The sequence below is a fragment of the Sandaracinobacteroides hominis genome (assembly GCF_016464365.1).
Classification (GTDB): Bacteria; Pseudomonadota; Alphaproteobacteria; order Sphingomonadales; family Sphingomonadaceae; genus Sandaracinobacteroides; species Sandaracinobacteroides hominis.
Genome location: NZ_JADCUC010000001.1, coordinates 809,058 through 835,047, shown reverse-complemented (window position 1 = coordinate 835,047; position 25,990 = coordinate 809,058). Strand labels below are relative to the sequence as shown.

The window sequence follows — 25,990 nt, the reverse complement described above, 5'->3', positions numbered from 1 at the left end:
GCACGGGGGCCGAGAAGCCCAAGATGACGGCGCGCGACGTGCGCGTATTCTATGGGGCGTTCGAAGCGCTGAAGGGCGTTTCGATCGACATTTCCACCGAGAATGTGACGGCCTTCATCGGCCCTTCGGGCTGCGGGAAATCGACCTTCCTGCGCTGTCTGAACCGAATGAACGATACCGTTGCCGGTGCCCGGGTGGAGGGCAGCATCGCGCTGGACGGACGCGACATCCATGACCCGGCGATGGACGTGGTGCAGTTGCGCGCGCGGGTGGGGATGGTGTTCCAGAAACCGAACCCCTTCCCCAAGAGCATCTATGATAATGTCGCCTATGGGCCGCGCATTCACGGCCTGGCGACGAAGAAACCGGAGCTGGACGGGATCGTCGAGCAATCGCTGCGGCGCGCGGGCCTGTGGGACGAGGTGAAGGACCGGCTGGCGGATTCCGGCACGGCGCTTTCAGGTGGGCAGCAGCAGCGGTTGTGCATTGCGCGCGCCATTGCCGTGAACCCCGAGGTGATCCTGATGGACGAGCCGGCCTCTGCGCTGGATCCGATTGCGACGGCGCGGATCGAGGAGCTGATCGACGAACTGCGCGGGCGCTATGCGATCGTGATCGTGACGCACAATATGCAGCAGGCGGCGCGCGTGAGCCAGAAAGTTGCGTTCTTCCACCTGGGCAACATGGTGGAATATGGAGATACCCGCGAAATTTTCACCAATCCGAAACAGTCACGCACCAAAGATTACATAACCGGCCGCTACGGCTGAAGGAGATTCGGATGCCACAGCAGCCAACGGCACATACGGTCAAGAGTTTCGACGAGGAGATCGACCAGCTGCGATCGTTGATCGGGCAGATGGGCGGCATGGCCGGCGCGCAGATTTCGGAAGCTGTCGATGCGCTGTTTCGGCGGGACGCGGAAGCGGCGCTGAAGGTGGTGGCCCGCGATGCCGAGCTGGACGCGATGGAGCAGGAAGCCGAACGGCTGGCGGTAGCCATCATCGCCCTGCGCGCGCCGATGGCCGACGACCTGCGCGAGATCGTGGCGGCGCTGAAGATTTCCGCCGTGATCGAGCGGATCGGCGACTATGGCAAGAATATCGCCAAACGGGTGCCGGTGCTGACGCAGGCGGCTCCGATCGGGCCGAGCGTGATCATTCCGGAAATGGCACGCGCTGCCTCGGCGATGATCCGCGATGCGCTGGACGCCTATGTGGACCGCGATGCCGACCTGGCGCGGCAGGTGATGGAGCGCGACCAGCAGGTCGACGATTTCTATAACTCGCTGTTCCGGTCCTTGCTGACCTATATGATGGAAAATCCCCATCACATCACGCCTTCGGCGCATTTGCTGTTCATCGCCAAGAACCTGGAGCGGGTGGGCGACCATGCGACCAACATTGCCGAAATGGTCTATTTCTCGGTGACCGGCCAGCATCTGGCCGAGCGCACGAAGGCGGACCGAACCACATCCATCACGGCTGCGGCCGACGAAGAGGATTGATCCATGCGGCCGAAAATCCTGCTGGTTGAGGACGATGCGAACCTGGTGGAGCTGATCCGCTATAACCTGGACAAGGAAGGGTTCGATGTTGTTTCCACGCCCGATGGCGAGGAAGCGCTGGTGATGGCCGAGGAAGATCGGCCGGATGTGGTGGTGCTGGACTGGATGATCGCCAATTTGAGCGGCATCGAAGTCTGCCGCCGGTTGCGGCGGGCGCCGGAAACCTCCGGGCTGCCGATCATCATGCTGACGGCGCGGGCCGAGGAAGGCGACCGGGTGCGGGGGCTGGAAACGGGCGCCGACGATTATGTGACGAAGCCGTTCAGCCCGCGCGAGCTGGTGGCGCGGGTGCGGGCGCTGCTGCGGCGGTTGCGGCCGGCGCTGTCTGGCGGGAATCTCGATTACGGCGGGGTTTCGATGGACACCAGTGCGCACAAGGTGACGCGCGATGGCGTGCAGGTGCAGCTGGGGCCGACGGAGTTTCGCCTGCTGCGGCACTTTCTGGAGCATCCGGGCCGGGTTTTCAGCCGCGAGCAGCTGCTGGATGCGGTGTGGGGGCGTGACGTGTATGTGGAACAGCGGACGGTGGACGTGCATATCCGCCGGCTGCGCAAGGCGATCAACGGCGACGATCTGCCCGATCTGATCCGCACGGTGCGCTCGGCCGGCTATGCGCTGGACAGCGAAGCGTCTCTCAAAATGGCGAGTTAGCGGGGGCTTTCCCGATGCTGCGCTGCAACCTAAGGAGCGGCGACAAACTTTCGGGAGGTTCTGGATGACCATTCGCTTCGATAATCGTGTTGCCATTGTTACCGGCGCCGGCGGCGGGCTGGGCCGGCAATATGCGCTGGATCTGGCGGCGCGCGGGGCGAAGGTGGTGGTGAACGACCTGGGTGGCGCGCGGGACGGCTCAGGTGGCGGCAGCCCGGCGGCCCAGGCAGTGGTGGACGAAATTCTGGCCGCCGGCGGCGAAGCGATGGCGAACGGTGCCTCGGTGACGGATGCCGATGCGATTTTCGCCATGGTGGAGGAGGTGAAGGCCAGGTGGGGCCGGATCGACATCCTGATCAACAACGCCGGCATCCTGCGCGACAGGACCTTCAGCAAGATGACGCTGGAGGATTTCAAGCTGGTGCTGGACGTGCACCTGATGGGCAGCGTGAACTGCACCAAGGCGGTGTGGGAGCTGATGCGCGAGCAGGCCTATGGCCGTATCCTGATGACGACCTCTTCGACGGGGCTGTACGGGAATTTCGGGCAGGCGAACTATGGTGCGGCGAAGCTGGCGCTGGTGGGGCTGATGAAGACGCTGGCGCTGGAAGGCGCGAAGTACAACGTGCGGGTCAACACGGTTGCGCCGCTGGCGGCGACGCGGATGACCGAAGACCTGATGCCGCCGGAACTGCTGGCGAAGATGGGGCCGGAAACCGTGAGCCCGGCCGCTGTCTATCTGGTGAGCGAGGATGCGCCGACGAGCGTGATCCTGAACGCCGGCGCAGGTGGCTTTGAGGCGGCGCATGTGACGATCACCAAGGGCATCCATGTGGGTGCGGACGAAATGACGCCGGAGACGGTAGCGGCGCGGATTGCCGAGATCCGCGACCGGACGGGCGAAGTGGTGCCCGACACCGGGGCGGGGCAGGGCGCGATGGCGCTGGGCGGTCAGCGGTGAGGCTTCGCCACCTGCCGGCAGCTTGCCTGCCGGTGGGTGGACGATCAGGAACATGTGCTGACGGGCGTTGTCGCCCATGATCGGCTGACAGGGGATGTTCGCCTTTAGGGCGCGCTGGCCGGAACATGCGCACGCCGGACCGGGGCCGGCCTGCCGCAGGGATTCACGCGCCAGACCCGGCTGAACGCCACATAAATTTCATGCGAGCTGCGGCCTTGACCGGCATGTGAGGGATACCTATCTGCGCCTCTGTTGGCACTCCCGATTGGTGAGTGCCAATCGCCGGTTCTGGCTGATCCCGGGCCGGGCAGACTTTCAACGAAGCAGAGCGCTTCAGACCATAAGAGGGAACCTACATGGCGGATTTCACCCCCCTGCACGACCGCGTGCTTGTGCGCCGCATCGAGGCCGAGGAAAAGACGGCCGGCGGCATCATCATCCCCGACAGCGCCAAGGAAAAGCCGCAGGAAGGCGAAGTTCTCGCCGTCGGCAAGGGTACGAAGGATGAAGACGGCGATCGCATCGAGCTGGACGTGAAGGTCGGCGACAAGATCCTGTTCGGCAAATGGTCGGGCACCGAGGTCAAGCTGAACGGCCAGGACCTGATCATCATGAAGGAAAGCGACATCCTGGGCATTCTGGGCTGAGGCGCACTTTCTTTCTTACACGTTTTTATTGAGGGAATTCAAAGATGGCAGCCAAGGAAGTCAAGTTTGGGCGCGACGCCCGTGAGCGCATCCTGCAGGGTGTGGACATCCTCGCAGATGCAGTGAAGGTGACGCTGGGGCCGAAGGGCCGCAACGTGGTGATCGAGAAGAGCTTTGGCGCTCCGCGTATCACCAAGGACGGCGTGACCGTCGCCAAGGAAATCGAACTGAAGGACAAGTACCAGAACATCGGTGCGCAGATGGTCCGCGAAGTCGCTTCGAAGACCAACGACATCGCGGGTGACGGCACGACGACTGCGACCGTTCTGGCGCAGGCGATCGTTCGCGAAGGCCTGAAGTCGGTTGCGGCCGGCATCAACCCGATGGACCTGAAGCGCGGTATCGATCTGGCCGTGAACAAGGTTGTCGAAGACCTGAAGGGCCGTTCCAAGCCCGTCGCCAACTCGGCCGAAATCGCCCAGGTGGGTATCATCTCGGCGAACGGCGACACTGTCGTTGGCGAGAAGATCGCCGAAGCGATGGAGAAGGTCGGCAAGGAAGGCGTGATCACGGTTGAAGAAGCCAAGGGTCTCGACTTCGAGCTCGACGTTGTCGAGGGGATGCAGTTCGACCGCGGCTATCTGAGCCCGTACTTCATCACCAACGCCGAGAAGATGCAGGTGGAGCTTGAGAACCCCTACATCCTGATCAACGAGAAGAAGCTTTCGAACCTGCAGGCGATCCTGCCGGTGCTGGAAGCTGTTGTTCAGTCCGGTCGTCCGCTGCTGATCATCGCCGAAGACGTCGAAGGCGAAGCGCTGGCCACCCTGGTGGTGAACAAGCTGCGCGGCGGCCTGAAGGTTGCGGCCGTGAAGGCTCCGGGCTTTGGCGATCGTCGCAAGGCGATGCTGGAAGACATCGCGACGCTGACCGCCGGCGAGATGATCAGCGAAGACCTGGGCATCAAGCTGGAGAACGTCACGCTGCCGATGCTGGGCCAGGCCAAGAAGGTGACGATCGACAAGGACAACACCACCATCGTCGACGGTGCTGGCGCTTCCGACGCGATCAAGGGCCGCGTCGAGCAGATCCGGGCGCAGATCGAAACCACGACTTCGGATTACGACCGTGAGAAACTGCAAGAGCGTCTGGCCAAGCTGGCTGGTGGTGTTGCCGTGATCAAGGTTGGCGGCTCGACGGAAGTGGAAGTGAAGGAGCGCAAGGATCGTGTTGACGATGCCCTGCACGCCACGCGCGCTGCCGTTGAAGAAGGCATTGTCCCCGGCGGCGGCACGGCGCTGCTGTATGCCACGCACGCCCTGAAGGGCCTGACGGGCGCCAACGACGACCAGACCCGCGGTGTCGACATCATCCGTCGCGCGCTGCAGGCCCCGGTTCGCCAGATCGCCCAGAACGCGGGTGCCGATGGCGCGGTGGTTGCCGGCAAGCTGCTGGAAGCCAATGACGTGACGCTGGGCTATAACGCGCAGACGGACGTGTATGAGAACCTGCTGTCGGCCGGTGTGGTTGACCCCACCAAGGTTGTCCGCACGGCTCTGCAGGACGCGGCTTCGGTTGCCGGGCTGCTGATCACGACGGAAGCGACCATCGCCGAACTGCCCGACGACAAGCCTGCCGCTGGCGGCATGCCGGGCGGCATGGGCGGAATGGGCGGCATGGACTTCTAACGCAGGCGGCCGCGATCAGGGCGTAGCCCTAACTCGCGGACTCGCTGAAGTGATCGGCCGACAAGCGAAAGGGCGGGGGTCTCTACCCCCGCCCTTTTGACTTGTTCGACGAGCGGGCTTTGCCCGCTTTCCTTTTTTGCTTCGCCTGACGTCCTCCTTTTGCAGTCGGCCGGCTCTTTCGCGCCGATCCTGTTTTCTGGCGGTTCGCCGCGACCCCAACCCCTCCGCTGAAGGGGAGAGGTTTTTTTCGGCGCTGCCGGGGGGCGTTTCGACGAGTTGCAGAAATGTTTCGACAAACGGGGTGGACAGCGGGAAACCGGAGTTTCATCGCGCGTGCATGCCCTATTGCACCCTGAATACGGGAACCTCCATGAAATCGATGATGATTGCGGCGCTGGCCGCTGTTTCGTTTTCGGCTGTGGCGCAGGCTCAGGCGGCTCCGGCTGCTGTGCAGGCGCCATCGAACAAGCCGACCTATGGCAATTTTGGCTTTGATGCGGCCGGCATGGACCCGAGCGTAAAGCCGGGCGACGACTTCTATCGCTATGCCAACGGGACGTGGGAGAAGAACACGCCGATCCCGGCGGATCGTTCGAACTTTGGCATGTTCACCGTGCTGGACGAGCTTTCGAAGGCCCGGACCAGGGAGATTCTGGAAGCCGCGCGGAGCGATGCGGCGAGCCGGCCGGGCCGGGCCTATGCATCCTATCTGGACAAGGCAACCGTGGAAGCGAAGGGCATGGCACCGATCCAGCCCTGGCTGGCCGAGGTAAAGAAGACCGACAAGGCCGGCTATCCGGCGCTGCTGGCGAAGGCGCAGCGCGCGGGCATCAGCACGCCGTTTCCGAACATTGTGGGGCAGGACGACAAGAACCCCGAAAATTACATCCTGACCGTGTTCCAGGGCGGGCTGGGGATGCCGGACCGCGATTATTATCTGCTGGATACCGAGAAGATGGCGAAGACGCGCGCCGCCTATCTGAAGCATCTGGAAGGGATGCTGACGCTGGCGGGCGAGCCGAACGCTGCGGCGCGGGCGAAGGCGATCTATGATTTCGAGGCGACCATCGCCAGGGATCACTGGACGCGCGTGGACAGCCGCGACGCGGACAAGACCTATAACAAGCGGACGCTGGCCGAGCTGCAGAAGGAAGCCCCGGGTTTCGACTTCACGCCGATGCTGACGACCGGCGGCAAGGCGGCGGGCGAAATGCTGGTGTCGCAGCCGAGCGCGGTGGCGGCGACGGCCAAGGCGGTGGCTGCGGCGCCGATCGGCGTGCTGCGCGACCAGATGCTGGTTCGCAGCATCGAGACGTATGCGACCTATCTGCCCGATGCCGTGGCGGAGCAGAACTTCGCGTTCTTTGGCACGGAGCTGAACGGCACACCGCAGCGGCAGGAGCGCTGGAAGCGGGCCGTGGACTTTACCGTGGGCGCCGTGCCGGACGATGTGGGCCAGGCCTATGTGCAGCGCTATTTCCCGCCGGAAACGAAGGCGGCGATGGACCAGCTGGTGCAGAATGTGCTGGCAGCGCTGGGCCGGCGGATCGACGGGCTGACGTGGATGCAGCCGGAAACCAAGGTGAAGGCGCGCGGCAAGCTGGCGAACTTTACCACCAAGATCGGCTATCCGGACCGCTGGAAGGATTATTCCGGGCTGGAGGTGAAGAGCGACGACCTGTTTGGCAACGCCTGGCGTTCCAACGCGTTCGACTTTGCCGACGGGCGATCGAAACTGGGCCAGCCGCTGCGGCGCTGGGAATGGTTCATGACGCCGATGACGATCAATGCGTACGCGAACTTCGGCATGAACGAGATCGTTTTTCCGGCGGCGATCCTGCAGCCGCCCTTCTTCGATCCGAAGGCGGATTCGGCGATCAACTATGGCGGGATCGGCGCGGTGATCGGGCACGAGATCAGCCACCATTTCGACGACCAGGGCAGCAAATATGATGCGAACGGCAAGCTGACGACCTGGTGGACGGAGAAGGACGTCGCCAATTTCAAGGCTTTGGCTGACCGGCTGGTGGCGCAATATGACGCCTATGAGCCGACGCCGGGCGAGCATGTGAAGGGGGCGCTGACCCTGGGCGAGAATATCGGCGATCTCGCCGGGCTGGCGATCGCCTATGACGCGTGGAAGGCGAGCCTGGGCGGCAAGCCGGCGCCGGTGATCGACGGGATGACCGGCGACCAGCGGTTTTTCCTTGGCTGGGCGCAGATCTGGCGGCGCAATGTGCGCGAGGCAGCGGCCCGGCAGCGTCTGTTGACGGATCCGCATGCACCCGACCCGTATCGGGCGGATATCGTGCGCAACTTCGATCAATGGTATGAGGCGTTCAAGCCTGCGCCCGACGGCAAGCTGGTGCTGAAGCCGGAGGATCGCGTGAAGATCTGGTAAGGGAGAGCCGTGCATGCCCGGGAGTATCATCAGCCATGTATCTGTGGGCGTGCGCGATCTTGCCGTCGCCAGGGCCTTCTATGATGCGGTGATGGCGACGCTGGAATATGGGGTGGTGATGGATGAGCCGGGAGTCGGCGTTGCCTATGGCGCTGACTTCCCGGAGTTCTGGATCGGCCTGCCGCTGGAAGGCACGGCCGATCCGGGCAACGGCATCCATATCAGCTTCCTGGCGCCCGACCGGAAGGCGGTGGATGCGTTTCACGCGGTTGCGCTGGAGAATGGCGGTCGCTGCGATGGCCCTCCAGGTGAGCGGCCGCACTATGCGCCGGGCTATTATGCCTCGTTTGTGCGCGATCCGGATGGGAACAAGATCGAGGCGATGCTGATCGGCTGATGTCGCCGGGCTGACGTCTTGTGGCGCGCCCTGTGGTTGCTATGGTGCAGGCTTGCGCGAGGGCTGAGGGGGCCGGAGCGCCGGATAGAGTCAGGGAGATATTTTCGATGAAGACCGCCATCCGGGCCGGGTTTGTGGCCTTGCTTGCCGCGACTGCTGCTGCCCCCGTTATTGGAGCGACGATGACCGATACCCCCCTCATTGAACGTGCGAAGCTGTTTGGAAATCCGGAGAAGGCGCAGGGGCGGATCAGCCCTGACGGCAAGTGGATTTCCTGGCTGGCGCCTTCGAACGGCGTGCTGAATATCTGGGTGGCGCCGGCGAACGATCCGGCGAAGGCGAAGGTGCTGACGACGGAGGCCAAGCGGCCGATCCGCCAGCATTTCTGGGCGCCGGACAGCAGCATGATCCTGTTCATCAACGACAAGGGCGGGGACGAGAATTTCCTGCTGTATGGCGTGGCGCCGACTGGCGGGGCAGCGAAGGTGCTGACTCCGTTCGAGAAGACGCGGGTGGATATCGTCGCCACCTCGGACAAGGTGACCGATCGCATCCTGGTGGGGCTGAACAACCGGGACGAGCGCTGGCATGATGTGTACAGCCTGGATCTGAAAACGGGCAAGCTGACCGAGGTGTTTCGGAATGACGGCTTTGGCGGATTTACCGCGGACGAGGATCTGAACCTGCGCATCGCGTCGCGGCCGAATGCGGCGAGCGGCGAGGATCTGTTCCGGATCGTGAACGGCAAGGTGGAGGACAAGCCCTTTACCAGCTGGGGGCTGGACGACAGCCAGACGACGCAGCCGATCGGCTTCTCGGCGGACGGCAAGACGCTGTATTGGATCGATGCGCGCGGGCGCGACACGGCGGCTGCCTATGCGATGGACTATGCGATCGGCAAGTCGACGCTGCTGAAGGAAGACCCCCGCGCGGATGTTTCCGGGCTGATGGTGAACCCGGTTTCCGGCAAGGTGGAAGCCGTGCAGGTGGATTATCTGAAGCCGGAATGGACGGTGCTGGATGCCGGAGTGAAGGCGGATGTGGCCTTTTTGAACGAGAAGCTGGGCGAATGGTCGGTGGGGAGCCGCACGCAGGCGGACGACAAATGGACTGTTGCCACGGCGAATTCGGACAAGGCTTCTTCGACCTATCTGTATGACCGCAAGGCAAAGACGCTGACGAAGATGTTCGACACGCGTCCGGCGCTGGCGGATGCGCCGCTGGCGCCGATGCGGCCGGTGGAGATCAGGACGCGCGACGGGAAGACGATGGTCTCCTATCTGACGCTGCCGGCGGGCGTGGGCGACAAGCCGGCAAAGCCGCTGCCGATGGTGCTGCTGGTGCATGGCGGGCCGTGGGCGCGCGATGGCTATGGCTTCGACACCGAGGCGCAGCTGCTGGCCAACCGCGGCTATGCCGTGCTGCAGCCGAACTTCCGGGGCTCTACCGGCTTTGGCAAGGCCTTCACCAACGCCGGCAACGGCGAGTGGGGCGCGAAGATGCATGACGATCTGCTGGATGCCGTGAAATGGGCGGTGGACGGCGGCTTTGCCGACCCCGCGAAGGTGGCGATCATGGGCGGCAGCTATGGCGGATATGCAACGCTTGCCGGGCTGACCTTCACGCCGGATGCCTTTGCCTGTGGGGTCGATATCGTTGGACCTTCGAACCTGAACACCTTGCTGTCGACGGTGCCGGCCTATTGGGAGAGCTTCCGCAAGCAGCTGATCGCGCGGATGGGCGACCCCGATACCGAGGAAGGGCGCAAGTGGCTGAAGGAACGGTCGCCGCTGACCTATGCCGACCGAATCAAGAAGCCGCTGCTGATCGGGCAGGGGGCGAACGACCCGCGCGTGAAGCAGGCCGAGAGCGACCAGATCGTGGCGGCGATGGAAGCGAAGAAGATTCCCGTGACCTACGTGCTGTTCCCCGATGAGGGGCATGGCTTTGCCCGGCCGGAAAACAATATCGCCTTCATGGCGGTGGCGGAGAATTTCCTGAGCCAGTGCATTGGCGGGCGCGCAGAGCCGATCGGCGGGACCGTTGCGGCCTCCAGCGCGAAGGTGCCGCATGGGGCGGAGTTTGCGCCGGGGCTGAAGGCGGCCTTGGGAGGGAAGTAGGTGCGCTGGCCGTCTCCTCTACGGGCGGCCGGGCTTGTCTATCTGCTCGTGGTGCTGACGGGACGTTTCCCCGGCTGGTGGCCGGGGAAGCGCTGAGCGGCTTCAGCCGATGCGCTCGGCGCCGGCTGCGCGGACGTCGGCGATGGTTGGCCAGCCGTTTACTGCCATCATCAGGTCGGCTTCGGCGAGGATGGATTTCAGGACATGGGCAGCGCCGTCTGCGCCGTTGAGGGCGAGGCCGTAGAGGTAGGGGCGGCCTACGCCGACTGCGCGGGCGCCCAGGGCAAGCGCCTTCACGACGTCGCTGCCGGAGCGGATGCCGGAATCGAACAGCACCGGGGCGTTGCCGGCGGCTGCGACGACGCCGGGGAGGTGGTCGATTGCGGCGATGCCGCCATTGGCCTGCCGGCCGCCGTGGTTGGAGCAATAGATGCCATCTGCGCCGCTATCGATGGCCCTGCGGGCGTCGTCGGGGTGGCAGATGCCCTTCAGGACCATGGGCAGGCGGGTGATGGAGCGGAGCCAGGCCATGTCATCCCAGGTGAGGACTTTGCCGAATACGCCCATCCATTGCAGGACGGCGGCCTGCTTGTCTTCGGCGGGCGGCTTGGCCAGCAGGCTCTGGAAGACCGGGTCGGAGAAATAGTTTTCCAGCACATGGCCGCGCAGTTGCGGGAAGTTGCCGCTGTTGAGGTCGCGCGGGCGCCAGCCGGTTACCCATGTGTCGAGGGTGACGACGATGGCCTTGTAGCCGGCGGCTTCGGCGCGGTGGACGAGGCTTTCGGCCAGGTCCTTGTTTTTGGGGGTGTAGAGCTGGAAGAAGCCGGGGGTGTTGCCGAGCTGTTGGGCGACGGCTTCGAGCGGATCGTTCTGCAGGGTGGAGATCGTGAGCGGGACTCCGGTCTGGGCGGCGGCGCGGGCGGCGGCGAGGTCGCCGTGGCCGTCCTGCGTGCAGAGGCCGGTGACTCCGATCGGGGCCATGAAGAGGGGGGTGGGGAGCCTCAGGCCGAACAGGTCGATGGAGAGATCGCGGCTGGTGGTGTCGACCATCATGCGAGGGGTCATGCCCCAGTGGTGGAAGGCTTCGGCGTTGTTGCGCTGGGTGAATTCATCGCCGCAGCCGCCCTGCACATAGTTGAGCACGGAAGCCGGGAGGGCGGCGGCGGCGCGTTGCTCCAGCGTGGCGAAATCGACCGGAACTGTCGGTAGAACGCCGGCCAGGCCGGCGCCGTAGATGGCATTCTGATAGTCGCCGTAGTGCGGCATGGCGAGTTCCTCCCGTTTTGCCACCGAGCGTAGCGGGCTGGGCCGAGCGGGCGGGAGATTAAGGCGATTGCGGGTTTTGGGGAAGGGCGCGTGGTTCGAGCCACCAATCCTGCCGGTAGCCGGCCTGGCCCGCCGTGACGTTGTCGTAGGCGTCGCGGGCGGGGGTGTAGCGGAAGCGTTGCTGGATGAGGCGGCAGGTGGCGGCGTCGAGGGCGGCGTTGCCGCTTGAGCGTGTGACGCGGCAGATGGTGACGCGGCCTTCGGGGGAGATGCTGAGCTGGGCGGTAACGCTGCCCTGTGCGCCACGGGCGGTGGAGGGGTAATCGCGGCGGGTGATTTCGCCGGCGATGCGGCGGGGGCGGACGGTGCCGCCGCCCGTGCCTGTGCCGCCTGCGCCGGTTCCTGAGCCTGAACCGGACGCCCCTGTGCCGAGGCCGGTGTTGGCGGCGCCTGCGGTGGGGTCTGGGCCTTCGGCGGCTGTCGGGGCGGATGGGGAGGGGGTTTCGGGTTGGATGATGGGGGGCGGGGCGACGACCGGCTTTGGGCGGGCGCGAGGGGCAGGCGGCGCGGATTTTGCGGCTGGTTCGGGTGGGCCGGGGAGCGGTTCCGGCGGAGCTGGTGGGGGTGGGTTTGGGATGTTGACGGTGAGGAGGGCGGATTCGGGGGCGGGGAGGGGGATGTGGGTGGGGATGAGGAGGAGGGCGAGCAGGGCGGCGTGGAGGATTGCCACCGCCGTGGCGGTGAGGAGACGACGGGGGTTGGCTGGCCTCTGCATGGGGGTGGGTTAGCACGGGTGCGGGCGTGCGGGGAGGGCATCTCCGAACCCGAAGGGTTCGCAAGCGCGCCTGCGCGCCGGCGCTTGTGCGCCGCCCCTGTGGAGGCTTCGCCGTGAACAGAAAGAGACTCCGGGCATAGCCCGCAAGCGCGCCTGCGCGCCGGGCCTTATTGGCCCGCCCCCTGTGGAGGCTACGCCGTGAACAGAAAGAATCCGGGCATAGCCCGCAAGCGCGCCTGCGCGCCGGGCCTTATTGGCCCGCCCCTTGCGGAGGCTACGCCGTGCGCAAAACAGGAAACGGATGGTGGGCGCGGCAAGGATTGAACTTGCGACCCCACCCGTGTGAAGGGTGTGCTCTACCACTGAGCTACGCGCCCGCGCTGTGCGGGATCATCCGGGACGGCGGCGGGTAAGGGATGGCGGCCTGGCTGTCAACATGGGTTGGCGGCGATGGCCGCGGTTTTTGCGATACGTGCCCGTCCTGTTCCCTCCCCCGAAGGGGAGGGGGCCGTTTCTGGTCAATGCGTCAGCGGTGACGCCGGGGTTGCCGGGGCGGGTGCCGGGGCTGCCGCCTTTTCGTCGGCTTCGTCCCATTCGATCGGTTCGATCGGACGCGCGAAGGCGACCTTCAGCACTTCGTCGACATGGTTCACGGGAATGATCTTCAGGCCTTCCAGCACGTTGGCCGGAACGTCTGCGAGATCCTTTTCGTTTTCAGCCGGGATCAGCACGGTGGTGATGCCGCCGCGCAGCGCCGCCAGCAGCTTTTCCTTGAGGCCGCCGATGGGGAGGACGCGGCCGCGCAGCGTTACTTCGCCGGTCATCGCGACGTCGCGCTTTACCGGGATGCCGGTGAGCGTGGAGACGATCGAGGTGACCATGGCGATGCCGGCGGACGGGCCGTCCTTCGGGGTGGCGCCTTCGGGAACGTGGACGTGCACGTCCTTTTTGGTGAAGGTGTCCGGGCGGATGCCATAGGCGGCGCTGCGGGCCTTCACGAAGGAGAAGGCGGCGGTGATCGATTCCTTCATCACGTCGCCGAGCTTGCCCGTGGTGCTGATGATGCCCTTGCCGGGGACGGTGACGCTCTCGATGGTGAGGAGGTCGCCGCCGACCGAAGTCCAGGCGAGGCCGGTGACCATGCCGATCTGGTCTTCGTCTTCGGACATGCCGAAGCGATATTTGCGGGTGCCCGCGAACTCGCCGAGGTTTTCCGCGGTGACGGTGACGGATTCCGCCTTTTTCTCGAGGATCTGGCGGAGTGATTTCCGGGCGAGTTTCGCCAGCTCGCGCTCCAGCGTGCGGACGCCGGCCTCGCGTGTGTAGTAGCGTATGAGGTTGCGCAGCGCCTCGTCGGTGACGGCGAATTCGCTGGGCTTCAGGCCATGCGCCTCGAACTGCTTGGGCAGCAGGTGGGATTTTGCGATCTCCACCTTCTCGTCCTCGGTGTAGCCGGAGAGCTGGATGATCTCCATGCGGTCGAGAAGGGCGGACGGCATGTTGTAGCTGTTGGCCGTGGTGACGAACATCACGTTCGAGAGGTCGAAATCGACCTCCAGATAATGGTCGTTGAACTTGTTGTTCTGTTCCGGATCGAGCACCTCGAGCAGGGCAGAGGCCGGATCCCCGCGGAAATCCTGGCCGAGCTTGTCGATTTCATCGAGCAGGAACAGCGGGTTATTGGTGCCGGCCTTGCGCAGGTTCTGGATGATCTTGCCCGGCAGCGAGCCGATATAGGTGCGGCGATGGCCGCGGATCTCGGCTTCGTCGCGCACGCCGCCCAGCGACTGGCGGATGAATTCGCGCCCGGTTGCCTTGGCAATGGAGCGGCCGAGCGAGGTCTTGCCGACGCCCGGAGGGCCGACGAGGCAGAGGATCGGGCCCTTGAGCTTGTTGGTGCGGGCCTGCACGGCGAGATACTCGACGATGCGTTCCTTGACCTTTTCGAGGCCGAAATGGTCGGCATCGAGCACCTTCTGCGCTTCGACGATGTCACGCTTCACGCGCGAGGATTTTCCCCATGGGAGGGACAGCAGCACGTCGAGCCAGTTGCGCACGACGGTGGCCTCGGCCGACATCGGCGACATCGCCTTCAGCTTCTTGACCTCGGACAGGGCCTTTTCGCGGGCTTCCCTGGAGAGCTTCGCCTTGCGGATGCGCGCCTCATATTCGGCGGCTTCATCCTCTTCCTCGTCGCCGTCGCCCAGCTCGCGCTGGATCGCCTTCAGCTGCTCGTTCAGGTAATATTCGCGCTGGGTCTTCTCCATCTGCCGCTTGACCCGGCTCTTGATCTTCTTTTCGACCTGCACGAGGCCGATTTCGCCCTCCATGAAGCCGAAGATCATTTCCAGACGCCTGGTGACGCTGGGTTCGGAGAGGAGCGCCTGCTTGTCGGCGATCTTCAGGTTGAGGTTGGCAGCGACGCTGTCGGCAAAGCGGCCCGGTTCCTCGATCTGGCCGATCTGCAGTGCAACCTCGGGCGAGGTGCGCTTGGCGGACTTCACATAGGATTCGAACTGCTTTTGGGCGGAGCGCATCAACGCTTCGCCTTCGAGGCCGTCAGGTTCGATGTCGACCGTGGTTTCGATGTCGGCCACCAGATAGTCGCCGCTGTCGTCCAGGCTGGAAAGACGGGCGCGCTGCTGGCCTTCGACCAGCACCTTTACCGTGCCGTCGGGGAGCTTCAGCAGCTGCAGAACGGTGGCCAGCGTGCCGACGTCGTAAAGGCCGTCTGCGGAGGGATCTTCGTCGGCCGGGTTCTTCTGGCTGAGCAGGAAGATCGACTTGTCGGTCTGCATGACCGCTTCCAGCGCCTTCACCGACTTGTCGCGGCCGACGAAGAGCGGGACGATCATCTGCGGGAACACGACGATGTCGCGAAGCGGGAGGACCGGGCGGGTGAGGGTTTCGGTATCTGCCATATTGAAGGCAATATGGGTGCGAGGCAGCCTGCGTGCAATCGGGATGCGGCCAATAGACTGGCTTCGTGGTGGATAAGCCCGGTTATTAACGCATTATTGGATGTGGGAGAGGGCCGGGCCGGGTGTCGCGATGGCCGGGGAGGCGGAGAATCGGATCGGGTGGCGGGCGACGCGGACCTTGCCGCAGCCGGGCTGGGCGCTAGGACTAGGCGCGGATATCGCGGTGGCGGGTTTCCGGGAGCCAGATGGCGCTGACGATGAAGGCCATGGCGACGACGCCGATGGTGTACCAGAGGCCGGCGAACGGGTCTCCGGTGCGGACCACGATCAGCTGCTGGATGAAGGGCAGGAAGCCGCCGAAATAGCCGGTGCCGATGTGATAGGGGATCGACATCGAGGTGTAGCGGACCTTGGCCGGGAACAGCTCGACAAGGATGGCCGCCACTTGCCCATAGGTCATCGCAGAAAGGGTGATGATGGCGAAGACGGCGAAGACGATCTTCCAGCGCTGCTTTTCCGCCGGGTCGGCCTTTTCGGGGTAGCCGGCGCTTTTCAACGCGGCGGCGAAGGCGTCTTCGTTGAAGCCCTCTACGCGGGTGTCGCCGACGACGAGGGTAACGCTTTCGGCGGTCTGCCGCTCGTAGGCGATGCCGCGCTTGGTGAGGAAGCCGAGCGCCTTGGCGCATTCCTCGGTCTGCGTGCGGGCGAAGATGCGGAATTCGCATTCTGGGAGTTCGAGGGTTACCGGATTGGCGGCCGTGGCGCGGGCGAGGGCGGGGTTGGCGCCGTTGGCCATCAGGTGGAAGAGGGGGAAGATCAGGAGGATGGAGAGTGCATAGCCGATGAGCAGCAGCTTCTTGCGGCCGATGCGATCGGACAGCATGCCGAAGAGGACGTAGAAGGGGGCGGCGAAGATGGCGCCCAACGCCAGATAGATCAGCGTTTCCTTCTCGCTGACGCCGGCGGTGCCGGTGAGGAAGTAGAGGGTTCCGAACTGGCTGGTGTAGTAGACGACGGTGAGGCCGGCGGAGACGCCGAACAGGGCGACGAGGATATTGCCGATGTTGGACTTGTCGGAGAAGGCCTCGACTATGGGGTTTTTCGAGGTTTTTCCGGCTTCCTTCATCTCCTTGAAGACCGGGCTCTCGGACAGCTGCATGCGGATGTAGACCGAGATGGCCAGCATCACCAGGCTGAGGAGGAAGGGGATTCGCCAGCCCCATTGGTCGAACTGCTCGGTCGTCATCAGCGAGCGGGTGGTGAGGACGACGATCAGGCAGAGGAGGAAGCCGCCGGCGACGGAGATCTGGATCCAGCTGGTATATTCGCCGCGGCGGTTTTTGGGCGCGTGTTCGCCGACATAGATGGCGGCGCCGCCATATTCGCCACCCAGTGCGAGGCCTTGTAGCAGGCGGAGGCCGACTAGGAGGGCCGGCGCCCAGAGGCCTGCCTGCGCGTAAGTGGGGAGGAAGCCGATCAGGGCAGTCGCCGCGCCCATCAGCGTGATGGTGATGAGGAAGGTGTATTTGCGGCCTATGCGGTCGCCATAGTGGCCGAAGAGCATGGCGCCGATCGGGCGCACCCCGAAGCCGGCGCCGAAGGTGGCGAGGCTGGCGAGGGTGGCGGCTGTGGGGTTGTCTATGGGGAAGAACAGGCGGCCGATGAGGGCGGCGAGGATGCCGTAGAGGAAGAAATCATACCATTCGAAGACGGTGCCGAGCGAGGAGGCGACGATTATGAGCCGGTCGCGCTTGAAATCAGCCGCTGTGTCGATCGGCCGTTCGCCGCTCTGGTCGTTCATGGTGCAACTTGTCTCCCTTGAGCCGCTCGTAGCTGTGCGGCCTTCGGGGGACAAGGTGGGTGCGTCAGTTGAATAGGTGCCAGACGATCACGCCCAGCGCGCCGAACAGCAGGACTGCGGTGGCGAGGATGGCGATCATGAAGCCGGTGGCGCGTTTCGGGGCGGCGATGGCGTAGCCGCGGACGTAGAGGATGCGGCCGAGCGCCCACACCAGACCGAGGATGGCGGCCCAGCAATCGTTGACGATCACGGCGAACAGCCAGAGCGAGGGGAGGAAGACCACCAGCTGCTCGAGCGTGTTCTGGTGGGCGCGCCAGACGCGGTTGAAATCGTCGGAGCCGGTGGTGTTGGGATAGTCGACGCCGTGGGTCTTGCGGGCCTTGCCGACGACCATGCCGGTCCAGAGGTAGAGGAGGATGGCGATGCCCGTGACGAGGGCGGCATATGGGTAGGCGAAGTGCATTTCTGGTCTCCCCTGCGTTTTTATCGTTGGGTTTGGTTTTTTTGCGGGCAGGTTCGACCCACCCCCGGCCCCTCCCTTCCAGGGAGGGGAGAGTCAGGCGGCTTTGGCTCCGGGCAGGCTTGCGCGGGCTGCTGTGAAGCGGTTGACTATGGTGTCCACGTCTTCGAGCGTGTGGGCGGCGGACAGCGAGCAGCGGAGCAGGAAGATGCCGGCTGGCGTCGCCGGCGGGCGGCTCATGTTGCAATAGATGCCGTGCTCCAGAAGCTGGTGCCACATGGCGACCGTGCTTTCCTGATCGGGAAGCAGGACGGCGATGATGGCGGATTCCGGGGTGTCGGTTGCCATCCTGAAGCCGGCGGCCTTGAGGCCTGCGTGCAGCTTGCGGGAGACTGCCCAGAGATTGTCGCGCTTGTCCTTTGCGCCCATCAGCTTGCGGATCGAGGCTTCGGCGGTGGCGACGACCGCGGGGGGCAGCGAGGCGGTGAAGCGATAGGGGTTGCAGACGAGGCGGAGGATTTCGAACTTCGGGTGGTTGGAAACCGCGAAGCCGCCGACCGTGCCGACCGATTTGGAGAAGGTGCCGACGACGAAGTCGATATCGTCTTCGAGGCCCATTTCCTCGTAGACGCCGCGGCCGTGCTTGCCGAAGAAGCCCATGGCGTGGGCTTCGTCGACCATGGTCATGGCGTTGTGCTTTTTGGCGACGGCGACGAGTTCGGGGAGCGGGGCGACATCGCCCAGCATCGAATAGACGCCTTCGAGGATGACGAGCTTGCCGGCATCGGCGGGGAGGCGGCCGAGGCGCTTGTCGAGGTCGTCCACATTGTTGTGGCGGAAGCGGACCACCTCTGCGTTGCCGAGCTTGCAGCCGTCGTAGATGGAGGCGTGGCTGTCGGCATCGAGGATGATGTAGTCGCCCTTGCCGGCAAGCGTGGAGACCATGCCCAGATTGGCCTGATAGCCGGTGCTGAAAACGATGGCGGATTTGGTGCCGTAGAAATCCTTCAGCGCCTGTTCGACGGCGATGTGCGGGGCAAAGGTGCCGTTCAGCACGCGGCTGCCGGTGGAGCCGGCACCGAATTCGGTGAGCGCTTTTTGCCCGGCGGCGATGACGTCTTCGTCGAAGGTCATGCCCATATAGTTGTAGGTGCCGACGAGGATCGTCTCGCGGCCGTTGATGACGGCGCGGGTGGGCGAGAGAACCTGGGTCATGACGACGCCGAACGGGTCGTTGACGCCGGTGTCGAGCAGGCCCTTGTGCTCGGCGATATAGGGATCGAACTTCGAGAGAAGGTCCGTCATCGGATCAGCCCTTCAGCTTCACGACGGCATCGGCGAGCTGGCCGACGGTTTCGAGATCGGGGAGCATGTTGAGGGGCATGTTGATGTCCCACTCGTCCTCGATGTTGGCGACGAGATCCATGACGGTGAGGCTGTCGAGCTCGAGGTCGTCGGCGAAGCTGGTGGCTTCGGCTATGGAGATACCCTTCTTGTTGAAGGGCTCGATCAGTTCGAGCAGGCGGGAATAGGTCGCAGCGCGATCCATTGTCAGTCTCCGTTAGAATCCAGCCCGTCCATTTAGCGCGGATTGTGGCGGAAAGCGGGATGAATCAGCCCAGCAGTCCCTTTTCCCGATACCAGGCGGCGGTTTTCGCCATTCCGTGCTGCAGGTCGGTGCTGGGTTTCCACAGCTTCAGGGAGAGGAGGGCGTCGCTGTTGGCCGACCAATCGGGGTGGGCGAAATAGCGGGCGCGATCGCGGCTGAGGCGGGCGGTGCGCCCGGCAAGGCGGCAGAGCATGCTGTCGACGCCGGCGGCAAGGCCGATGACGGGGGAGGGGAGCTCGATCGGGCGGACCTTGGCCCCGAGCGCGTTCGATATCGCCTCTGCGACTTGCGACTGGGTGTAGCCGCCGGCGCCGTCGTCGATTTCGAAGGTGCCGCCATTGCTGGTGGCGGGGCCGGCGAGGTCTTCGGCGAGCGCAACGATCGCGGCGGCGAGATCGGGGCCGTAGATCATCGCGGTGACGGCGTTGGCCGGGAGCGGAAGCAGGCCGGATTTCGCGGTACGCAGGAGGGCGAGATACTCCTCGTCTCCGGGCCCGTAGACGGCCGGCGGGCGGAGGATCGCGAACGGCCCCTGCACGCCGCGGGCTACCTGTTCGCCGCGCAGCTTGGATAGGCCGTAGGTGCTGAGTTGCGGCTCGCGGGCGGAGAGCGAGGAGATATGGAGGAAGGGCGTGGGGCCGGCGGCGCGGCGCAGATAGGCGGTGCCGAGGACGTTGCCGCGATCGAATTCGGGCTTGTGGCGGGTGTTGGTGACGCCGGCGATGTGAATGACGGCGTCGGCGCCGGATACCAGCGACTGCAGCGCTTGCGGATTGGCGAGATCGCCCTTTACCCAGGTAACGCCCTTGCGATCGGGCTGCGGGCGGCGGGTGAGCGCGCGCACCTGGTGGCCCTGGGCGAGGGCCTTGTCGATGGCATGGCCGCCCACGAAACCTGTGCCACCGGTGATTGCGAGTGTAAGCGCCATTTCGTGACCTTAGCGGGCGTGCTAGCCGGGCGCCATGCGGCAGATACCTAGATTATTCGTGAGCGAAGCTTTGCAGACCGGGGCCGAGTTTCCACTGGAGGACGGGCACGCGCATTATCTGGCGACAGTGCTGCGGCTGGACGTGGGGGCCGAGCTGAGGTTGCTGGACGACCGGACCGGGGAATGGGCGGCAGTGGTTTCCGAAGCGGGGCGCCGGCGCATCCGGGTGCGGGTGGGGGCGATGATTCGCGGGCGGGAAACGGTGCCCGACCTGTGGTTGCTGACGGCTCCGATCCGGGCGGAGCGCTTTGAGTGGATCGTGGAGAAGGCGACCGAGCTGGGGGTTCGGCGAATCGTGCCGGTGCTGAGCGAGCGGGTGAATCATGCGCGGCTGAAGCCGGAGCGGCTGCGTGCACACATGGTGGAGGCGGCCGAGCAGTGCGGGCGGACGGCGTTGCCGGAGCTGGTGGAGGCGGCGAAGCTGGGGGAGTTGTTGAAGGGATGGGATTCGGGCCGGGCCTTGCTGTTTGCGGATGAGATGGGGGGCGCTGCGATTGGGGAGCTGGGGGTTGGCGTGCCGGCTGCTATCCTGATCGGGCCGGAAGGCGGATTTTCCGAAGCGGAGCGGGCGGCGATCCTTGCGGTTGCGGGGGTGAAGCGGATGAGCCTGGGGCCGCGAATCCTGCGGGCGGATACCGCGGTTGTGGCAGCCATCGCGCAGTTTCAGGCATTTGCGGGAAGTTGAGCGGTGCTTGAAAGCGACTGGCGCGGGCGCTCGGGCGGGGCTAAGGCGGCGGCATGAGCAACCGGCAGGAAGCCTTGGGGGACGGGGCAATCATCGAGTCCAAGGCTGACATGATCGGCCTGTTCGAGCGGGGGGAGAAGCCCCGCAGCGCATGGCGGATCGGCACCGAGCATGAGAAGTTCGTGTTTCGGCTGGCGGATCACGGACAGCCGAGCTGGGAGGAGCCGAACGGCATTCGCGACCTGCTGATGGCGTTCGGGCGCTATGGCTGGGAGCCGGTGTTCGAGGACGGCAAGGTGATTGCCGCGACCGGGGCGGACGGCAGCCTGAGCCTGGAGCCGGCCGGGCAGTTCGAGCTGTCGGGCGCGATGCTGGAGAATCTGCACCAGACCTGCGCCGAGACCGGGCGGCATCGCGAACAGTGCCTGGCGATCGGCGCGGAGCTGGGTTTGGGGTTCCTGGGGCTGGGGTTCAATCCCGTCGCCCGGCGCGAGGACCTGCCGGTGATGCCGAAGGGGCGCTATACGATCATGCGGCAGCATATGCCGCGTGTGGGCTCCTTGGGGCTGGACATGATGCTGCGCACCTGCACGGTGCAGACCAACCTGGACTATGGCAGCGAAGCCGACATGGTGAAGAAGTTCCGCGTCTCGCTGGCCTTGCAGCCACTGGGGACGGCGCTGTTTGCGAATTCGCCGTTCAGCGAGGGCAGGCCGAACGGGTTTCTGAGCTATCGCAGCCATATCTGGACCGATACCGATCCCGCCCGGACGGGGATGTTGCCCTTCGTATTCGACGAGGGCTTCGGATATGAGCGCTATGCCGACTATGCGTTGGATGTGCCGATGTATTTTGCCTATCGCGACGGCAAGTATGTCGATGCGGCGGGCCTGAGTTTCCGCGATTTCCTTGCCGGCAAGCTGTCGGTGCGGCCCGGTGAGCGGGCGACCTATGGCGACTGGAAGGACCATCTTTCCACCGCCTTCCCGGAAGTGCGGATGAAGGGCTATCTGGAGATGCGCGGGAGCGATTCCGGGCCGCAGAGCCGGATTTGTGCGCTGCCGGCGCTGTGGGTGGGGCTGCTGTATGATGGCACGGCGCTGGATGCGGCCTGGGATCTGGTGAAGGGCTGGAGCATCAAGGGCCAGCAGCGGATGCGCGACGAGGTGCCGAGGCTGGCGCTGAAGGCGACTGCGCCGGACGGGAAATCGCTGCAGACGCTGGCGAAGGAAGTGCTGGCGATTGCGGCTGGCGGGCTGGACCGCCGCGCGCGGGAGAATGGCATCGGCGACAGCGAGGCCGGATTCCTGGCACCGCTGTGGGAGATTGCCGAGAGCGGCAAGACGCTGGCGGAGCGCTATCTGGACCTGTTCCACGGGGAGTGGGGCGGGAAGATCGATCCGGTCTGGGACGCGGCGCGGTTTTAGGGGCGTTGAGGGCTGTGCTGGCGGGGCGGTTCGACCCACCCCCGGCCCCTCCCTTGCAGGGAGGGGAGAGGTTTTAGCGGCTGGCTACGGCGTATAGGGCGATTGCGGCGGCGTTGGAGACGTTGAGGCTTTCGACTGCCCTTGTGATCGGGAGCTTCGCCAGGACGTCGCAATGTTCGCGGGTGTTGTGGCGCATGCCTTCGCCTTCGGCGCCGAGCACGATGGCTTGTGGTGCGGGGGTGAGGGCTTCGGAAAGCGTGGTTTCCGCTTCGCCGGCGAGGCCGACGCGCCAGTAGCCGGCTTCGGCGATTTCATCGAGTGCGCGGGCGAGGTTCACGACGCGAAGCCACGGCAGGGCTTCGAGCGCGCCGGATGCCGAGCGGGCGAGCGATCCGGATTCGGGCGGTGAGTGGCGATCCTGGGTGATGAGGGCGCGGGCGCCGAAGGCGGCTGCCGAGCGGATGATGGCGCCGACATTGTGCGGATCGGTGACCTGATCGAGGAGCACGAGAGGGGCCTTGGGATCGGGGTTCAGGAGGATTTCGTCCAGCCAGAGTTCTTCGAGAGGCTCGACTTCGAGGACAAGCCCCTGGTGCGGGGCGTCTGCGGGCACGAGGCGGCCGAGATCCTGGGCGTCGCCATATTGCACGGCGAGGCCATCGGGGATGACGATCTTCGCCAGCTCCTCGTGCGTGCCGAACAGCTTGCGCAGCTTGCGGTTCGGGTTGTCGAGCGCGGCATAGACCGCATGCCGCCCGTAGAAGCGCGGACGGTTCGGATCGGGGCGGTTGGCGGTGCCGTGGCGCTTGTTCGGTCGTCTTCCCATGCACTGTCACTAGCCATGGGTGGCGCGTTGGGAAAGCCTTGCGATGCTGGTGGGAAGGAGACTGGCGAATGGATTTCGATTCGGTGCTGGCCGGGATGGTGGCTGTGGACGGTGGATGGACGGCGACCGTGCCCGAGGATTGGCAGCAGGGACGGACGGCCTTTGGCGGGCTTTCGGCGGCGTTGGCGCTGTCTGCGTGCCGGAAACTGGTGCCGGACCTGCCGGTGCTGCGCAGCGGGCAGATCGCCTATATAGGGCCTGCCATCGGCGAGCTGACGATGCGGCCGACGGTTTTGCGGCGCGGCAAATCGGTGACCTTCATGGGGTGCGACCTGATGTCGGGCGGGGCTGTGGCCTTGCGGGCGCTCTATGCCTTTGGCGATGCGCGGCCTTCGACGCTGTCGGCCGTGGCGGAGGGGCCGCCCGATTGTCCGGCGCCTGACGATTGCGCGCCGATGTGGGGTGACAGCGCGATGCGGCCCGGATTTGCCCGGCATCTGGACCAGCGGCCGGCCGGCAAGCTGATGCCTTTCAGTGGGGCAGACACGGGCGACCTGCTGGTGTGGGTGCGGCACCGCGATCCGGTGGAACCCAGTATCGAGGCGCTGGTGGCGATGGGCGATGCGTTGCCGCCGGCAAGCTTCACGCGGATGCGGCAGCTGACGGTGATCAGCACGGTTACCTGGAGTTTCGACCTGTTCGATCCGCATCCGGAGGACGGTGCCGGCTGGTTGCTGATGCGATCGACCGACGATGGCGTGGGCGACGGCTATGCGGGACAGGACATGGCAATGTGGAGCGAAAGCGGGCGGCCGATCCTGAAGGCCAGGCAGAGTGTCGCCATCTTTGGCTGAATGGGTGCGCTTGTGCATTGACAAGCAGATGCCCTTTCGCCATTTGCCCGCCTCCGAACCGGGGTTCCGGAGGGGTGGCCGAGCGGTCAATGGCAGCAGACTGTAAATCTGCCGGGTTTTCCCTACGTTGGTTCAAATCCAACCCCCTCCACCACTCGCCTTTGGCGGGTGGAGTCTGGTTTGGCCGGGCTTTGCCCGGTTCGGCGCATTGGCGCCGGCGCGCGGTCGCGCTTGCGGCCGCCGTGCGGCCGGGGGTATGAACCCTTCGATCGGTGGAGTGGGCGGGTATAGCATAGTGGTAATGCTCTAGCCTTCCAAGCTAGCTAGAGGGGTTCGATTCCCCTTACCCGCTCCATCTTACAGCTCCTAGGCGATGATGTTGAGGAAGGCGGCTACGCCTACGATGAGCAGGGCAACTGCCGACACCAGGGTGACGGAGACCGGATAGGGCGAATCCTCTATTGAAAGCCCTTCGCGCTTCGACATTTCGGCCAGTTTTCGCAGATAGAGGCTGAACTGGACGTGGCGGGCAATACCGCCGACCAGCAGCAGCACCCCGATACCAATCAGCGCCAGGCCGAAATTTCGGGGCGAATCCGACTTTTCCATCACATTGGCCTCGACCAGCTTCTGAAAGGCGGCGTGGATGGTAAAGCCGAAGCTGATAAGCGACAGCGCGGTGCGGATGAACGACATCAGCGTGCGCTCGGTGCTCATCCGGGTGCGCTGGATGGAGAGGCCGGTACGCTCGCGCGACATCTGCGTGCGATCGGTGGAGAGGTCGGTGCGGAACTGGGAGAGATCGGTTCGAAATTCCGACAGATCCGTCCGGTGCTCGGACAGCTCGGTGCGATGGTGCGAGAGGCCGGTGCGGTAGTGGGAGAAAGTGGTGGAGGCCTTTTCGTCGGTGAAGCCGTCGACGTTGGGAAGATCCGGAACCGGGTCTGCGGCCGCCTGGTATTTGGCAGGCCGGGGAGGAAGGGCTCTGGATGCGGGCGCTGTCATGCCGGTTGGTTCCTGATTGGGTGGACGGGGGATGTCGAGGGCGCAGTCTAAGGCTTGGGAATGGGTCGGGAAAGGCCAATACTGGGCAGTGTGCCGAACGGGTAATGGCGCCAGAAACAGGGTTGCCAATTGCTAACGATTATGGACATTTGCTGGCGTTGGAGCACGGCTCCACGCCGGGGGGACGGCGGCGGAGAGATGACTGGATTGAGATCCGGTACGGGGATGGAGAAAGCTATGCGCAATCATTTCAGGATCGGTCTGGCGGCGGCGTTTGTGGTCGGTCTTTCGGCGCCGGCGGCAACGGCGAAGGCGCCGCAGGAGTGGGACGGGCTGCAGCGGGTGAAATCGAAGAAGTTCGATTCGGTCTATCTGCTGCCGGGTGCGGACTTCCGCCCCTATACCAAGGTGATGCTGGCCGATCCGCAAGCTGCGTTCAGCAAGGACTGGCAACGCAACATGAACGATACCAACGACCTGGACCGGCACATCTCCGACAAGGACAAGGAGGCCATGCTGGAGAAGGCGAAGGCCGGGCTGCGGGACTCCTTCACGAAGGCCTATACGGCGGCTGGATATCAGGTGGTGAACACGCCGGGGCCGGACACGTTGCTGGTGACCACTGCGGCAATCAACCTGTACGTGAACGCGCCCGACCTGGTGTCGGCGGAAATTGTGCGGTCCTATTCGCGCGAAGCCGGGGAAGCGACCGTTGCCGTGCAGGCCAGCGACAGCGTTTCCGGCAAGGTGCTGGGCCGGGCTGTCGACGAGCGGACCATTGGCGACGACCTGACCTATCGGCGGACGAGCGTGAGCAACCGGAGCGACTTCAGCATGGCGTTCGACCAGTGGGCGAAGGCGAGCGCTGCCGGGCTGACGAAGCTGAAGGAAATGTCTCCTGTGGATACGGCCGGGAACACGAAGAAATAGTCTTGGTTCTG

General features: G+C 64.8%; 23 protein-coding genes and 3 tRNA genes. 15 read left to right on the top strand and 11 right to left on the bottom strand.

Annotated elements, in window-relative coordinates:
• Positions 1-23 precede the first annotated feature (23 nt).
• The 9 genes from pstB (at position 24) to IM784_RS04180 (ending at position 10,432) form a co-directional block, all read left to right on the top strand.
• On the top strand, positions 24-770 hold the full coding sequence (gene pstB / locus IM784_RS04220; RefSeq protein ID WP_199554156.1) for a phosphate ABC transporter ATP-binding protein PstB: 747 nt from the start codon (positions 24-26) through the stop codon (positions 768-770).
• An 11-nt stretch (positions 771-781) separates the two neighbouring features.
• Positions 782-1,507, top strand: a complete 726-nt coding sequence (gene phoU / locus IM784_RS04215) for a phosphate signaling complex protein PhoU (RefSeq protein WP_199553995.1) — start codon at positions 782-784, stop codon at positions 1,505-1,507.
• 3 nt (positions 1,508-1,510) lie between these two features.
• On the top strand, positions 1,511-2,218 hold the full coding sequence (phoB, locus tag IM784_RS04210) for a phosphate regulon transcriptional regulator PhoB (RefSeq protein WP_199553994.1): 708 nt from the start codon (positions 1,511-1,513) through the stop codon (positions 2,216-2,218).
• Between the two features lie 64 nt (positions 2,219-2,282).
• Positions 2,283-3,179 carry an SDR family NAD(P)-dependent oxidoreductase gene (locus IM784_RS04205; RefSeq protein WP_199553993.1) on the top strand — a complete coding sequence of 299 codons (897 nt, stop codon included), beginning with the start codon at positions 2,283-2,285 and terminating at the stop codon, positions 3,177-3,179.
• 356 nt (positions 3,180-3,535) lie between these two features.
• Positions 3,536-3,826, top strand: coding sequence for a co-chaperone GroES (groES, locus tag IM784_RS04200; RefSeq protein ID WP_199553992.1), 291 nt, complete (start codon positions 3,536-3,538; stop codon positions 3,824-3,826).
• 44 nt (positions 3,827-3,870) lie between these two features.
• Positions 3,871-5,514, top strand: a complete 1,644-nt coding sequence (groL, locus tag IM784_RS04195) for a chaperonin GroEL (RefSeq protein WP_199553991.1) — start codon at positions 3,871-3,873, stop codon at positions 5,512-5,514.
• A gap of 370 nt (positions 5,515-5,884) precedes the next feature.
• Positions 5,885-7,915 (top strand): M13 family metallopeptidase, encoded by a 2,031-nt coding sequence (locus IM784_RS04190; protein ID WP_199553990.1) that lies wholly within the window; start codon positions 5,885-5,887, stop codon positions 7,913-7,915.
• 13 nt (positions 7,916-7,928) lie between these two features.
• Positions 7,929-8,312 carry a VOC family protein gene (locus IM784_RS04185; protein WP_207791645.1) on the top strand — a complete coding sequence of 128 codons (384 nt, stop codon included), beginning with the start codon at positions 7,929-7,931 and terminating at the stop codon, positions 8,310-8,312.
• Positions 8,313-8,419: 107 nt separating this feature from the next.
• The gene (locus IM784_RS04180; protein WP_235976506.1) at positions 8,420-10,432 is read left to right on the top strand and encodes a S9 family peptidase; all 2,013 of its coding nucleotides are present in this window, start codon (positions 8,420-8,422) and stop codon (positions 10,430-10,432) included.
• Between the two features lie 102 nt (positions 10,433-10,534).
• On the opposite strand, the gene IM784_RS04175 is transcribed toward IM784_RS04180, so the two are convergent.
• The 9 genes from IM784_RS04175 to IM784_RS04135 form a co-directional block, all read right to left on the bottom strand.
• Positions 10,535-11,698 carry an alpha-hydroxy-acid oxidizing protein gene (locus tag IM784_RS04175; RefSeq protein WP_199553989.1) on the bottom strand — a complete coding sequence of 388 codons (1,164 nt, stop codon included), beginning with the start codon at positions 11,696-11,698 and terminating at the stop codon, positions 10,535-10,537.
• A gap of 58 nt (positions 11,699-11,756) precedes the next feature.
• Positions 11,757-12,473, bottom strand: a complete 717-nt coding sequence (locus IM784_RS04170; protein ID WP_199553988.1) for an energy transducer TonB — start codon at positions 12,471-12,473, stop codon at positions 11,757-11,759.
• A 302-nt stretch (positions 12,474-12,775) separates the two neighbouring features.
• A tRNA-Val gene (locus IM784_RS04165) sits at positions 12,776-12,850 on the bottom strand.
• Positions 12,851-12,991: 141 nt separating this feature from the next.
• Positions 12,992-15,394, bottom strand: coding sequence for an endopeptidase La (gene lon / locus IM784_RS04160; RefSeq protein WP_199553987.1), 2,403 nt, complete (start codon positions 15,392-15,394; stop codon positions 12,992-12,994).
• Positions 15,395-15,599: 205 nt separating this feature from the next.
• Positions 15,600-17,195, bottom strand: a complete 1,596-nt coding sequence (locus IM784_RS04155; RefSeq protein WP_199553986.1) for an MFS transporter — start codon at positions 17,193-17,195, stop codon at positions 15,600-15,602.
• A gap of 64 nt (positions 17,196-17,259) precedes the next feature.
• Positions 17,260-17,658 carry an MAPEG family protein gene (locus tag IM784_RS04150; RefSeq protein WP_199553985.1) on the bottom strand — a complete coding sequence of 133 codons (399 nt, stop codon included), beginning with the start codon at positions 17,656-17,658 and terminating at the stop codon, positions 17,260-17,262.
• Between the two features lie 93 nt (positions 17,659-17,751).
• The gene (spt, locus tag IM784_RS04145) at positions 17,752-18,960 is read right to left on the bottom strand and encodes a serine palmitoyltransferase (RefSeq protein WP_199553984.1); all 1,209 of its coding nucleotides are present in this window, start codon (positions 18,958-18,960) and stop codon (positions 17,752-17,754) included.
• A gap of 4 nt (positions 18,961-18,964) precedes the next feature.
• On the bottom strand, positions 18,965-19,204 hold the full coding sequence (locus tag IM784_RS04140) for an acyl carrier protein (RefSeq protein ID WP_199553983.1): 240 nt from the start codon (positions 19,202-19,204) through the stop codon (positions 18,965-18,967).
• Positions 19,205-19,268: 64 nt separating this feature from the next.
• Positions 19,269-20,192, bottom strand: coding sequence for an NAD-dependent epimerase/dehydratase family protein (locus IM784_RS04135; RefSeq protein ID WP_199553982.1), 924 nt, complete (start codon positions 20,190-20,192; stop codon positions 19,269-19,271).
• Positions 20,193-20,226: 34 nt separating this feature from the next.
• On the opposite strand from IM784_RS04135, the gene IM784_RS04130 reads away from it, so the two are divergent.
• Positions 20,227-20,937: a 16S rRNA (uracil(1498)-N(3))-methyltransferase gene (locus IM784_RS04130; RefSeq protein WP_199553981.1), complete on the top strand. Its 711-nt coding sequence runs from the start codon at positions 20,227-20,229 to the stop codon at positions 20,935-20,937.
• Between the two features lie 53 nt (positions 20,938-20,990).
• Complete coding sequence (locus IM784_RS04125) at positions 20,991-22,364, top strand: glutamate--cysteine ligase (RefSeq protein ID WP_199553980.1); 1,374 nt, start codon at positions 20,991-20,993, stop codon at positions 22,362-22,364.
• Positions 22,365-22,437: 73 nt separating this feature from the next.
• On the opposite strand, the gene rlmB is transcribed toward IM784_RS04125, so the two are convergent.
• The gene (gene rlmB / locus IM784_RS04120) at positions 22,438-23,190 is read right to left on the bottom strand and encodes a 23S rRNA (guanosine(2251)-2'-O)-methyltransferase RlmB (protein WP_199553979.1); all 753 of its coding nucleotides are present in this window, start codon (positions 23,188-23,190) and stop codon (positions 22,438-22,440) included.
• 68 nt (positions 23,191-23,258) lie between these two features.
• Between rlmB and IM784_RS04115 the strand changes: the two genes are divergently transcribed.
• The 3 genes from IM784_RS04115 to IM784_RS04105 all read left to right on the top strand — a co-directional run bounded on the left by IM784_RS04115 (position 23,259) and on the right by IM784_RS04105 (position 24,399).
• The gene (locus IM784_RS04115) at positions 23,259-24,044 is read left to right on the top strand and encodes a thioesterase family protein (protein ID WP_199553978.1); all 786 of its coding nucleotides are present in this window, start codon (positions 23,259-23,261) and stop codon (positions 24,042-24,044) included.
• Positions 24,045-24,112: 68 nt separating this feature from the next.
• Positions 24,113-24,198, top strand: a tRNA-Tyr gene (locus IM784_RS04110).
• 127 nt (positions 24,199-24,325) lie between these two features.
• Positions 24,326-24,399: transfer RNA gene (locus tag IM784_RS04105), tRNA-Gly, on the top strand.
• An 11-nt stretch (positions 24,400-24,410) separates the two neighbouring features.
• Here IM784_RS04105 and IM784_RS04100 read toward each other — a convergent pair.
• On the bottom strand, positions 24,411-25,049 hold the full coding sequence (locus IM784_RS04100) for a YidH family protein (RefSeq protein ID WP_199553977.1): 639 nt from the start codon (positions 25,047-25,049) through the stop codon (positions 24,411-24,413).
• Positions 25,050-25,286: 237 nt separating this feature from the next.
• Here IM784_RS04100 and IM784_RS04095 point away from each other — a divergent pair, with 237 nt between their 5' ends.
• Positions 25,287-25,979 carry a DUF3313 family protein gene (locus IM784_RS04095; protein ID WP_199553976.1) on the top strand — a complete coding sequence of 231 codons (693 nt, stop codon included), beginning with the start codon at positions 25,287-25,289 and terminating at the stop codon, positions 25,977-25,979.
• Positions 25,980-25,990 lie beyond the last annotated feature (11 nt).